Raw genomic sequence first — 12,325 nt, forward strand, 5'->3', positions numbered from 1 at the left:
TAATAACGGATTTACCCGCATCCCCGCCATTCTATACTCTTTAACGAAAGTCATTTGAAAAAGTTTCAGCTATGAGGCTTGTCCTGTTAAATTATACCTCGTTCTGGGTTTCCTGCATCAGGGATACATTGCGTTGAGGCGTAACCGTTGAAATCGCATGCTTGAACAGCATTTGCTGCTTGCCGTCCGTATCCACCACGACGGTGAAGTTGTCAAACGCCTTGATTAAGCCTCTGATTTGAAATCCGTTCACAAGAAAAATGGTGACAGGGATGTTTTCTTTGCGAAGCTGGTTTAAAAATGTATCTTGGATATTGATGGATTTGTTCATTAGCCGTACCCCCAACGATTCAATTAGATTGTTTTGAAGTATATTCAAGATTTAAGAGAAACTTTCCTGCTATTATATCACGGATTGCGGCGAAATTCGCGAGAAAATTTCCCGTGTCCGTGACGTCCACCCACTGGATTTCCTTCATGTGGCGGAACCAGGACAGCTGGCGTTTGGCAAACCTGCGCGTATCTCTCTTCAAAATTGCAACAGCCTCTTCCAGGGTAGCTTCACCCTGCAAATATGAGATGATCTGTTTGTAACCCAGTCCCTGCATCGAGACCAGATCCGGTCCGTAGCCCTTATCCAGCAGAGAAGAAACCTCTTCTACCAAACCCTGCTCCAGCATCTCATCGATACGGGCTTCAATACGTTTATATAGCATTTGCCTATCCATTGTCAAACCGACCAGGCATAATTGATACGGCGATTCCCGGGTTTGGCTCTTCAACTGGGCCGAAAGAGGGATGCCCGTCAAATGATAGATCTCAAGCGCCCGAATAATGCGCCTTTGGTCATGGGGATGCAGCCTCAGGGCGCTCTCCGGGTCGACTTCCGCCAGCCGGGCATGAAGTGCCTCGGCACCGTAACGCTCCGCATAGTCGGCCTGCTCCTGCCTGAACGCCTTGTCCTCTCCCGCTTCGGCAAACTGAAAACCGTAGCAGACCGATTCCACGTACAGACCGGTTCCCCCGACGATAAAAGGCAGCTTGCCCCTGGCATGGATATCCGCAATCAGCCGGGAACATTCATCCTGAAACTCGGCGACCGAGTAGGCTTCGTCCGGCTCGTGTATGTCGATCAGGTGATGAGGGATGTCCTGCATCTCTTCTTTGGTAATTTTGGCTGTCCCGATGTCCATCTGGCGGTAGACCTGCATGGAATCCCCGGAGATAATCTCGCAGCCCAGCGCCTTGGCGATCTCAATGCTCATTTTGGTTTTGCCGACGGCCGTGGGGCCGATCAGCACCAGCAGCCGCGGCTTCGTCTCAGTTGTCAAGCGGTCGGTCAACACATATCACTCCATACGAAATTTTTGAATGCGGCCGGTCGACCGGCACGAAGCCGAGACGGGCAAATTCGCCGCTGCCTTTTTTCTCCTTCAGCACAACGGTCTTGCGCGCGACCCGGACAGCTTCGCGGATACTCTCCGGCTGCAGCGGGTCGCTGTTGGCAAACCCGCGCAGCGGACTGATGGACGAAGAATCCATCAACGGCTCGCGGAACATCGGGTCGAAGTATACGATGTCCATGCTGTTGTCCGGCTGCTTGCGCAGCACGTCCAGATGATGGCCGCAGGCCACCCGGATCCGGCGCATGGCGTCATCCACCTCAGCCAGGCCGGAACGGTAGTGGGCCAGCCCTTCGGCAAGCATCGCCGCCAGTGCCGGCGAGCTTTCAACCGCTGTGACATGCGCGCCGGGCCCTCCTTGGACCGCAAATACGAGCGAATCCGACCCGAGGCCTGCCGTACAGTCGAGCACCGTGTCCCCCGCAGTCATCGACGCCGCATCCAGCATCGGGTCGCTCTCGCCCTTGAGCAGCCGCTTGGCGCGGACAAAGCCCATGCTGGGATGAAAATCCATCGGCGGACTTCCCGGCCTGACAAGCCTCGCTCCACCGTCCAGCACGACGATGATTTCGTCATCGCCGTGCATTTTGGCCATTCTTGTTAATGGGGTGTGGCTTCTCGGGACATATTTGCCCCCCGTCTCGTTGGCCAGGGCGACCGCCCTGCCTACGATCGATTCAGCCGCTTTATCCCCCGTCGTAATAATCATGACAATCTCCAATCCTGTATAAAATCGGGCACCAGCCAAGCAAATGCGCTGTTGGTTTAGTTATACACCTTAATTCGTTTTATGAACCGTCCTTCTCCGTCACTTTCCGCTGCCCGCGTTGTTGAACCGCCTGCCGCGTTACATAACGCGCTTAAACAGTTTTTCCAGGTCATAGGTCGAAAAGGAAACGACGATCGGCCGCCCGTGAGGGCAGGTATAAGGCTGCCGGCAAGCCGCAAGGCGGTCCAGCAGCGTCGTCGCTTCCTGCTCGGTCAGCTTCTGGTTCGCCTTGATTGAAGCTTTGCAGGAGCAGAGAATGGACGACGTCTCGCGGAGCTTGGCCAGATCGATGCTCCGCTCGCTGAGGACCCATTCGGCCATCTCTTCGATCAGCGCCTTCTCCTCCCCTTTAGGGAACCAGTATGGATGGGAAACCACGCGGAAGGTCTGCCCGCCGAAATGCTCCAGATATACGCCGACCTGCTCGAACCAGTGCAGTTTCTGCGTCAGCTGCTCCGACTCCGACGGCGTAAACTCCAGCGTGATCGGCAGCAGAAGCTCCTGGGAAGCATCAGCCGGACGGCCGAATTTCTCGTAATAGAATTCGTAATTGATCCGCTCATGCGCTGCGTGCTGGTCGATCAGGAACAGCCCGTCCGCGTTCTGGGCGATCAGGTACGTCCCGTGATGCTGGCCGATCAGCGTCAGCTCCGGAAAAGGCGGAATTTCGGGCGGCGCCTCGGTGCTCGCCAGCAGCCGGCTGGCCAGCGCTGGATTCGAGCTCTGCGATACCCGCCCGCTCTGCGACAAGTTCAGCCGGTAGCCGGGAACCGTATTTTCGCGTACCGTCTCGCGCGCAGAATACGGAAGCTTCTGCTGCGCATAGGCAGCTTCACCGGGGTTGCGCACGCTTCCTGCATTCGGGCTGCTCTGACCGGAATAGCCTTGCTGCGCCGGTGCCTGTGCACGCGGGCCGGAGAGGCCCGTGCCGGCGCTTTCCGGCCCGGCAACTAGAGGCGACTTCACCGGCAAGCTGCCTGATTCGCTCACCGGAGTGAGGGAGCCGTTAGCGTCCGAATTTCCGGTGTGACCGGCTGGGCCGGGATCCTGCGGCAGCGGGACTTCCCCGCCGTCCATGAGCCCGTCTATCGGACCGGCCTGCGGGACCGGGCTTTTGGAGAAGTTAAATTGCTCCTGAATAAACGATCCTTTATCCTTATCGCCGATGCTCTGCTTAACCGGCTGCGGAATGAGCACTTCCTGCCGGAGCACCTGATGGATGCTGCTCTCCACGAACGGGAACAGCTCCTGCTCTTTGCTGAAGCGCACCTCCAGCTTGGCCGGATGCACGTTGACGTCCACCAGGGACGGATGCATCTTGACTTCCAGGACGGCGAGCGGGTAGCGGTTGATCGGCAGCAGCGTATGGTACGCCCGCTGAATGGCCTGATTCAGGCCGTAGCTGCGGATGTACCTCCCGTTGACGATGATCGAGATCCCATTCCGGTTCGAACGGGTCCAATCCGGACGGCTGACGTACCCGTCGATCGTAAAGTCCAGGTTCTCCGCATGGATTGGCAGCAGCGCCTTGGCGGCCTGCCGGCCGTATATGGCGGCGACCACCTGCAGCAGATCCCCGTTCCCTACGGTCTGCAGCAGCACGTTTCCGTTATGCCGCAGCGTAATCGCGATCTCCGGATGCGACAGGGCGATGCGGTACATGTAATCGGAAATATGCCCCAGTTCCGTCTGGATCGTCTTCATATATTTTAACCGGGCCGGCGTGTTGTAGAAAAGTTCCCGGACCGTCAAGTCGGTTCCCTTCGGCGCCGCCGTGTCCTCTTCGATCAGGAGCCTGCCGCCTTCGATGACGATTCGCCGCCCGAGCCCGTTATCGGCGCTCGCCGTGACCAATTCCACTTTGGCCACGGCGGCGATGCTCGGCAGCGCCTCGCCGCGGAACCCGAGGCTCGTGATGTTGAACAGATCCCTGCTGTTTTCGATTTTGCTCGTCGCATGGCGGTAAAAGGCGGTGCTAACGTCTTCCGGCTCGATCCCCGAGCCGTCGTCGGTTACGCGGATGCTTTCAAGCCCGCCCTCCTCTACCGTGACTTCGATTCGAGAGCTTCCGGCATCAATGGCGTTCTCCACCAGTTCTTTCACAACCGAGGCGGGACGCTCAACCACTTCGCCGGCCGCTATCTGGTTGGCTATGTGCTCGTCCAAAACGCGAATTTTCGCCATACCGTTCCCCCATTTCAAAAAAAGATATGAACGGACAATCGGCCTTGTCCCACTTGTTTACAGATCCTTTGCCTTCATTTTCAGCTCGTTCAGCAGCTGCATGGCCTGCAGAGGCGTCATGTTCATGACGTCGGCGCTCTTCACCGATTCCAGGATTTGCGTTACCGCTGGATGAACCGGCTGCGGTTCAGGAGCGGCAGCGCTTCGCTTCACCGGCTCCAGCTCCTCATCCCCGAATATCGAGAGCTGTACGACTTCCGCAACGCTTGACTCTCCCCGGCCTGAAGCCGTCTCCTGAACGGAAGCTCCGACGGCCGGTTCGGCATGCCCTGCTTCCGCATCCGTCAGCGAACGTTCCCATTCGCCAGCATCCGCCCGCTCCCTGAGCTGTACCGGCGGTTCAGCCTTGGTCGCTTCTGCGGCCGCAGCGGTCTGGGCCGCGCTTTCCTCAAGGCCCTGCAGCAGCGTGTATGCCCGTCCAATAATGGACGACGGCAGCCCGGCCAGCCGGGCGCAGTATATGCCGTAGCTGCTGCCGGCAGGCCCGGCGATCAGCTTCCGCAGGAAGTGAACCTTGTCGCCGCTCTCCTGCACCGCCATGGAGTAATTGCGCAGGCTCTGCAGGCTGTCCTCCAAATGCGCAAGCTCGTGAAAATGGGTCGATACGAGCGCCTTGCAGCCGATCGTATCATGGACATATTCGATCACCGCCTGGGCGATGGCCATGCCTTCGCTGGTCGACGTTCCCCGGCCCAGCTCGTCGATAATGATCAAGCTGCGCGGCGTCGCTTTTTCGGTCATGACCTGAATGTCGGCCATTTCCACCATGAACGTGCTCTGGCCGCCGATCAGATCATCCGCCGCTCCGATTCGGGTAAAGATCCGGTCCACGAGCGGAATTTCCGCCGCCTTGGCCGGCACGAAACACCCGATTTGCGCCATGATCGAGATCAGCGCCACCTGCCGCATATACGTACTCTTTCCTGCCATATTCGGCCCGGTAATGAGCAAAATCGCCGCTTCCTCCCGGGTCAGACGGGTCCCGTTGGCAATGAAGGAGGCGTCCTTCATCACCGCCTCGACCACAGGATGGCGCCCGTTCTCTACGACCAGGTCATAACCTTCGGTCAGCTTGGGCTTCACAAAGCCCTGCTCCGCGCTGACGGCTGCCAGCGACTGATAGACGTCGGTGACGGCGACCTTCTCGGCGAGTGCCTGCAGCCGTGGGATTTCCGCGCTCAGCCGGTCCCTTAGTCCGCTGAAGAGGGAATATTCGAGGTCCACCATTTTGTCCTGGGCTTCGAGAATAAGCCCCTCTTTCTCCTTCAATTCCGGCGTTACGAACCGCTCGGCATTGGCCAGCGTCTGCTTCCGTTCGTACCGGCCTTCCGGGAGGGTGCCCAGATTCGATTTGGTCACTTCAATGTAATACCCGAACACTTTGTTGAATCCGACCTTCAGCGAGCGGATGCCCGTCGCTTCACGCTCCTTGGCCTCAAGCTCGGCGATCCAGCGTTTGCCGTTCACGCTGGCTTCTCTGAGCTCGTCCAGATGATCGTGATAGCCCGGCTTGATCAAGCCGCCGTCCCTCACAGATACGGGCGGATCGTCGACGATCGCCGCGTCGATCGCTTCATAAAGATCGCGGCATTCGTCCATCTCCGCCGCCAGCTTCCGCAGGGTGGAAGACGCTGACGACGCGCACAGCTCCTTCAAGGAAGGAATTTGCGCCAGCGACAGCTTGAGGGCGTTCAGGTCCCGCCCGTTCGCATTGCCGAAAGCGATTCTTGCGACCAGCCGCTCCAGATCGTAAATGTCTTTCAGCGCAGCCCGCAGGTCTTCCCGCAGGATAAACTGGTTGTAGAGATGCTCCACGGCTTCCAGGCGCTCTTCGATCGGCCCGCGGTGCAGAAGAGGCTTGTCAATCCATCTGCGCAGCAGCCGGGCCCCCATCGACGTTTCGGTCCGGTCCAGCAGCCAGAGCAGCGACCCTTTCTTGGATCGGTCGCGCACCGTCTCGACGAGCTCCAGGTTTCGCCGCGTGAACGGATCGAGAATCATGTAATGGCCGGGTTCATAGGGCGAAATTTGCGTCAGCTGGCCGAGCGAACGCCGCTGCGTCTCGCTCAGGTATGAAATAAGCACGGCCACACATGCCTGCCGCTCCGGATCGAGCCGGGCCCAGGCCGATTCGCCGAACTGCGCGCGGACCGTCTGCTCCTCCCTTTTCTCCCATGACGTGTAGACGACCGGCCGGCTCCACTGGAGCTGTTCCGCCTTGATCAGATCCAGCATCTTCGGGTCGCCGATCACTTCCGCCGGTTCGTAGATGCCGATTTCGTCGCGCAGCCACTCCACGGATGCGGGCATGGAAGTCACGTACAGCTCGCCTGTCGTCAGATCGCAGGCCGCCAGCGACATCATGCGGTCGGTCTCGGTCACGCATACCAAATAGTTGTTGGATTTGTCGGCTACGTTTTTGCCTTCCATGATCGTCCCCGGCGTCACGACGCGGACGATGCCGCGCTTGACCATGCCTTTGGTCACCGCCGGGTCCTCCAGCTGCTCGCAAATGGCTACTTTGTAGCCCTTCTCGATCAGCCGCTGTATGTAACTCTCAGCCGAATGGTAGGGAACCCCGCACATCGGGATTTTTTCGTCCCCGCCGCCTTCCCGGCCGGTTAACGTAATTTCCAGTTCCCGGGAGGCCTTTAAGGCGTCCTCGAAAAACATTTCGTAAAAATCGCCCAGGCGGAAAAACAAAAACGCATCCTGGGCTTGCTGCTTGATTTCCAAATATTGTTCAATCATTGGCGTATACTTGGCCATGAGGTACCTCCAGACTTCACTTGTGCTCACGCCCTATTATAACAGAAAGTAAGTGGGCGGGAATCAAGGTTCGACCGGAATGTTCCACAGCGGCCGGATATCCCTGCTCTCGTTCCACGTTGTTCCCCGCTCGATATGCGCCAGGAGCGGTTCGATAGAGCCGGCGTAATTGCCGTAATCCGGCAGCTGCCGGATCTCACCGAGCAGCGGCCGAACAGCTGGCTTCAGCACCTCGCGGTCACCCCGGTAATACGCCCGGTGCACCCGCTCGCTCGCGTCCAGCGGCCGCATCTTCAGCGCTCTGTAATGACTGACGATCAAATAGGAGAGGTACACCACCCCTTTGGCCAGCAGGGGAGACACAAGAAAGCTCGGCAGTGTGCGGTATTCGAAGCCGCCGTGCGGCTGGCGGCGAAAGTCGCCCAAATAGCCGTATTTGGGCCGCCGCGCCCGGCTGTTCTCGTCTTCGAGCAGTGAGACGGGCAGCGTCAAGTAGTTATCCAGCGCCCGCAGCAGCTCCGGGGTAAGCACAATGCCGCTGAAATGCAGATGCCCGCCCAGCGGCAAACCGGGTCTGGGCATGCCCCCCGCCTGCCAGATGAGCGACCGGTCCCCGATCATCCGGCCGGCGGCCTGCATCGTGAACATCAGGCGCTTGAGCAGACCGGTGGGGTCCCCGCTTGGATCCGGGCGAAGCTCGGCGATTGGGAAGGTCGTAAAGCCCTCGCCGTGAACGGCGTCGCAGCCGACCTCCCCCTCCCGGTCCAAAAACCGGGATGCGGGAACCATCTCGTTGCTGCCCGCATCCACAAGCACAAACTCCGGATCCATGCCCATCACGAGGCGGATCCCTTCCTCCTCTTCCCGCCGCAGCCGGCGGGCAAGCTCCGTCTCCGCCCGGTCATAACGCGCCTTGATGCGCGGATCTTTGATTCCGGAGGAAGGCGTGACACGCTCAACGCCGAACTTCCGCTCTCCGGAGGAAGCCAGCACGACTTCGCCCGAGTCGAGACCAAGCGTATAAAGGGCCCGCACCGCCGCCTTCTCCAGGCGGGCATACAGCCCGATGAGCGGTGCCTCACCCGCGTGGGCCGAACCGACGGGAACACGCAAGCCGTCTGCGCTTCCCTCGACGCGCTTCAAGTCAACGGCTTGCAGGCAAGTGACGTTAACGGCGTATCTTCGCCGGTATCGGGCGGACTCCCGGGCAGCCGCGTCCTCTTCCGGCAGCAGGAGGGAGCTGATGCCGGAACGGACCAGACGGGCATGCTTGACCCGGTCGGGCCAGCCGGCATACCGGGCTTCTTTTTCCTCCTCTGTCACCCTCATCCCCCCCTCACCCGCTGAAAATAAAATAAAAAAAGGAGGGCATCCGCCCTCTTCGCCGCCGCTCTCCCGGCATATAGTACATCATACCTCTTTTCCTTGCTCTACGAATTACAGTTCATCATCAAGGGAATCGGGATCGAGATCCTCATAGTCCCCATCGTCGCCATCGAACTCGAATTCTTTGTCGTCATAGTCGCCATGGCCGCGGCTGCACACCAAAACACGCACCTTGGTCTCGGCGACGAGCTCGACCGCAAATTCCCGCTCCACGCGGATGATGACATTGCCGCCTCCCGAAGAGACACTGGCTTCAACGCAGCTCGGCTCCTGCGTGGCCTCCGCAGAGACTTCGACGGTTGAAGCCCGGTGTTTCGGATCCAGGTAAGACAGCGGTACGAATTCTACATAAGATACCGTTTCTTTGGCAACGTCAGTTTGGGAGTTTTTGTCGTAGGAATACCAGATGTTGCAATCGTAAGTACCAATAACTTCAATTCCGTCGCCTGCGGCAACCGCTTCGTACTGATGGTTTATAATCCATGCCCCCAAAATACTGGTAGGATTATGAGGCGGAGTCACGGTATGTGTTACGGTAGAGAACTTACGACCCTTGCCGCAGATCGCTTTCGTGATGATCTCTCTACATTGATGTTTATCGCTTAATGACATCTTTGAACCTCCTCCATACAATCATTCACTTAAGTGTATGCAGGACATAGGCATTTGTTGATTAAACGAGCATAAATGAATGAAATATTATTGTGATCGCCCGGCTAGAATAGGAATAATGCTATGACGCGAGCGCCGAAATACCTTGGCTGGCCTGCATTTTACGGCCCTTATAATCTAGTCTGAAACTTTTCGTCACTCTACTTTATGCGGCTTTCATTGTATAAAAACCCCTTGGCAGCTGCCAAGGGGTTTCTTTGCGTTTTCAGGACCCGGCAGAGGGTTTTCGCAACTTTCCTGGTGCCGGCGTCTTATTTTTTTTCGCGATTTTCAAATATTGTCCCAGCTCACGAATCAGCTGCAAAATGGCCGATCTGACTTCAAACTCCTCCCGCGTCGCCGGAAGCTCCATTTCTTTAAACTCCTTCTCGAGGGCGACCAGCAGCTTCTCCGTGCGTCCCGTGTAGTTTTCCTCCGTTACGTCCCGGCTGAGCTGTTCGAACAGCTCGGCTACGTCATCCGCCTGCGGGAGCTTCTGATAGACGTGGGAAATGAGCTGCAGCATATTTTGGATCGACTCGAGCTGCTCTTTTCTCATATAAAAATAGATGGTCCACGACTCGTCAGGGTGCAGCACTTGGTTTTCCATCTCCCGGCTCGCGGCTTCCTTGCCGCTCTGAATCGCTTTTCCCGCGGCGATGAGTTCATGCCCGTCCCATACGTAGGAAGGGTCGCGAAGGGTTAGTGCGATCTGTCTGAATATTTTTGAAAACTGCTCATCCACCCGCCTGCGGATCGACGTCATTTGCTCAGAAGCCGGGGGCATGTACACCATGTTGACGAGCATGGCCGAGCCAAGCCCGATCACGAGCAGCTCAACTTGCGTCACGATGACATCCGTGCTGACTTCCGCACTGCCAAAAACCCGGAACACGACGACCGAGCTCGTAACGATGCCTTCCTTGAAGTTCGCCCGGGTGATGGCCGGAAAGGCGATCAGAATATATATCGCGAGCACCCAGTAATGGAAACCAAGCAGTTCAAATAAAATGCAGGCAAAGAACAGTCCAAGCAGCGAGGCGAAAAAACGTGCGGATACCGTCTTCAGGCTCCTTTTTCGCGTCACATCGACCCCGAGCACGGCCAGGATCCCCGCCGACAGCGGTCCCGTCACGCCGCAGGCATCCGAGACCAGAATGGCCATCAGCGTCGCAATAGCCGTTTTAATAATACGAAAACCCATGAAACCGCCTCTCTCTATACATGTTGACGTATTTCATGGTACTTGATTTTGATGCTTCACACAACGTGACATGGATATGAAATTTTCAGAAATACATTCAATGTTAATCAAAAGCCGGTGAGGCTGCGGTCCGGGAAAGGGCAAAGGCTCTATGCCACAGCAAGTACAGCAAGTATATCCGCACCTATCTTCTCTTTCCCGTCTCCGCAGTCCCGGCCCTTCCAGGCTGCTCCCTACTGCCGATGCGCAAGCAGCTTTCTTTCAATATAAACGACCAGCTGGTACATAGCCGTGGCGACGACCGCGATGATAATCAGGCTGGCAAGTACCAGCGTAAAGTTGAACACCTGGAATCCGTAAATGATCAAATAACCGAGACCTATTTTTGCGACAAGAAACTCGCCGACGATCACGCCGACCCACGCCATGCCCACATTGACCTTCAGCGTGGAAATGATGGTCGGAAACGACGCCGGGAGGATGACCTGGTTGAATATCTGCCTCCGGGTTCCGCCAAACGTGCGGACGACCTTGACCAGGTTTGGGTCCACTTCCTTGAATGCGTTATAAACGACCAGCGTTGTCACAATGACGGTAATCGACAGCGTCGTAATGGTGATGGCCATAAAGCCTGCGCCGAACATCACGATGAAGATCGGACCGAGCGCCACCTTCGGCATGCTGTTGAACACGACCATATACGGATCCAGCACCTTTGAAAGAAACGGCGACCACCAGATTAAGACAGCAAGCAGCGTCCCCACGATCGTTCCCAGCAAAAATCCGACGACCGTCTCGCCCACCGTCACGCCTAAATGTCCCCACAGCTCTCCGCTGACCGCATCCTTCCAAATTTGCGCGAACACCTTGCTCGGATAGCTGAACAGCAGCACGTCGATCCATTTCAAACGTCCGGCGACTTCCCACAAGGCAAAGAACAGCACCAGAATGGCCATCTGAACGGACAGGACCTGTGCCCGCAGCTTGCGCTGGCGGCGCAAATGAGCTTGATGCAGAGCATCGAGGCTGGAACCCCGGTCCCTCCGGATCACTTCATCCGATCTAAGCACACTGTTCATACGCGCCGCCTCCCTTCTTCCATATGTCAGTCTTCCTCCGACTCCATCTCGCGCCAGATTTCGTGAAACAATTCATTGAAACCTTCCTCCTTTCTGGCATAGAAAGGCTGTGTCTCCCGGATGTGCCCGGGCACTTCAAAGGTACGGCGGATTCGGCCGGGATTTTTACCCAGCAGAACGACCCGGTCGCTGACGGCCACGGCCTCGGATAAATCGTGCGTGACCAGAATTGCCGTCTTGTTCTTTTCCCGCAGCGTCCCGGCAATTAAATCTTCAAGCTGCAGTTTGGTCTGATAGTCAAGCGCCGAGAAGGGCTCATCGAGCAGCAGCAGTCCGGGATCGGTCGACAGCGTCCGTACCAAGGCAACCCGCTGCCTCATCCCACCCGACAGCTGCTGCGGGTATAGGCTCCCCGTTCCTTCCAGTCCCATTTCGTCAAGCAGCTGCGTCAGGTGATCCATCGATTCCCGCTGCAGGCGCCCGGTTACCTCAAGCCCGATGGCCGCGTTCTGAAGGATTGTGCGCCAAGGGAACAAATAATCCTGCTGCAGCATATACCCGACATCCGGGGAAGGCCCCTCCACCTTCCGCCCATAGACAAGCACCTCGCCGTTCGTCGGATGCAAGAGCCCGGCGATCATGGACAGAATCGTCGTTTTTCCGCATCCGCTCGGTCCGACCAGGCTGATGAACTCTCCGGGATGTACCGTCAGATTCAGTCCTTCGACAGCAAGCGAAGCTTCTCGGTCGTTAACGTATACATGCGTCAAATTTTTAAGTTCGACTACCGGCTCCATGCGCACGATCTCCTTTCCATAAC

At 57.4% G+C, this 12,325-nt stretch carries 10 protein-coding genes; all 10 read right to left on the reverse strand.

Going from position 1 to position 12,325, the window contains the following annotated elements; genetic code table 11:
* Positions 1–91 precede the first annotated feature (91 nt).
* The 10 genes from hfq to BCV73_RS16370 all read right to left on the reverse strand — a co-directional run bounded on the left by hfq (position 92) and on the right by BCV73_RS16370 (position 12,302).
* Positions 92–331, reverse strand: coding sequence for an RNA chaperone Hfq (hfq, locus tag BCV73_RS16325; RefSeq protein WP_076171204.1), 240 nt, complete (start codon positions 329–331; stop codon positions 92–94).
* Positions 332–350: 19 nt separating this feature from the next.
* Positions 351–1,331 (reverse strand): tRNA (adenosine(37)-N6)-dimethylallyltransferase MiaA, encoded by a 981-nt coding sequence (gene miaA, locus BCV73_RS16330; protein ID WP_089550281.1) that lies wholly within the window; start codon positions 1,329–1,331, stop codon positions 351–353.
* Positions 1,321–2,112 (reverse strand): class I SAM-dependent methyltransferase, encoded by a 792-nt coding sequence (locus BCV73_RS16335; RefSeq protein ID WP_089547915.1) that lies wholly within the window; start codon positions 2,110–2,112, stop codon positions 1,321–1,323. Before BCV73_RS16335 ends, miaA begins: the two co-directional genes overlap by 11 nt.
* Before the next feature lie 138 nt (positions 2,113–2,250).
* A complete protein-coding gene (gene mutL / locus BCV73_RS16340; RefSeq protein WP_089547916.1) occupies positions 2,251–4,356 on the reverse strand; it encodes a DNA mismatch repair endonuclease MutL in 2,106 nt (701 codons plus the stop codon).
* Between the two features lie 57 nt (positions 4,357–4,413).
* The gene (mutS, locus tag BCV73_RS16345; protein ID WP_089547917.1) at positions 4,414–7,185 is read right to left on the reverse strand and encodes a DNA mismatch repair protein MutS; all 2,772 of its coding nucleotides are present in this window, start codon (positions 7,183–7,185) and stop codon (positions 4,414–4,416) included.
* A 63-nt stretch (positions 7,186–7,248) separates the two neighbouring features.
* Entirely contained in the window at positions 7,249–8,508 is a 1,260-nt protein-coding gene (locus tag BCV73_RS16350) for a putative amidoligase domain-containing protein (protein WP_179232019.1), read from the reverse strand.
* Positions 8,509–8,622: 114 nt separating this feature from the next.
* Complete coding sequence (locus tag BCV73_RS16355) at positions 8,623–9,183, reverse strand: outer spore coat protein CotE (RefSeq protein WP_089547919.1); 561 nt, start codon at positions 9,181–9,183, stop codon at positions 8,623–8,625.
* A gap of 265 nt (positions 9,184–9,448) precedes the next feature.
* On the reverse strand, positions 9,449–10,426 hold the full coding sequence (locus tag BCV73_RS16360; protein ID WP_089547920.1) for an aromatic acid exporter family protein: 978 nt from the start codon (positions 10,424–10,426) through the stop codon (positions 9,449–9,451).
* 233 nt (positions 10,427–10,659) lie between these two features.
* Entirely contained in the window at positions 10,660–11,505 is an 846-nt protein-coding gene (locus tag BCV73_RS16365) for an ABC transporter permease (protein ID WP_089547921.1), read from the reverse strand.
* A 26-nt stretch (positions 11,506–11,531) separates the two neighbouring features.
* Complete coding sequence (locus BCV73_RS16370) at positions 11,532–12,302, reverse strand: ABC transporter ATP-binding protein (RefSeq protein WP_076171190.1); 771 nt, start codon at positions 12,300–12,302, stop codon at positions 11,532–11,534.
* Positions 12,303–12,325: the final 23 nt, after the last annotated feature.

Origin of the sequence: Paenibacillus sp. SSG-1 (assembly GCF_002224835.1) — a bacterium.
Taxonomy (GTDB): domain Bacteria; phylum Bacillota; class Bacilli; order Paenibacillales; family Paenibacillaceae; genus Paenibacillus_AQ; species Paenibacillus_AQ favisporus.

Coding starts and splice junctions, on each gene's coding strand:
- hfq (WP_076171204.1), bottom strand. CDS start 331: ATGAACAAATCCATCAATATCCAAGATACATTTTTAAACCAGCTTCGC.
- BCV73_RS16335 (WP_089547915.1), bottom strand. CDS start 2,112: ATGATTATTACGACGGGGGATAAAGCGGCTGAATCGATCGTAGGCAGG.
- mutL (WP_089547916.1), bottom strand. CDS start 4,356: ATGGCGAAAATTCGCGTTTTGGACGAGCACATAGCCAACCAGATAGCG.
- mutS (WP_089547917.1), bottom strand. CDS start 7,185: ATGGCCAAGTATACGCCAATGATTGAACAATATTTGGAAATCAAGCAG.
- BCV73_RS16355 (WP_089547919.1), bottom strand. CDS start 9,183: ATGTCATTAAGCGATAAACATCAATGTAGAGAGATCATCACGAAAGCG.
- BCV73_RS16360 (WP_089547920.1), bottom strand. CDS start 10,426: ATGGGTTTTCGTATTATTAAAACGGCTATTGCGACGCTGATGGCCATT.
- BCV73_RS16365 (WP_089547921.1), bottom strand. CDS start 11,505: ATGAACAGTGTGCTTAGATCGGATGAAGTGATCCGGAGGGACCGGGGT.
- BCV73_RS16370 (WP_076171190.1), bottom strand. CDS start 12,302: ATGGAGCCGGTAGTCGAACTTAAAAATTTGACGCATGTATACGTTAAC.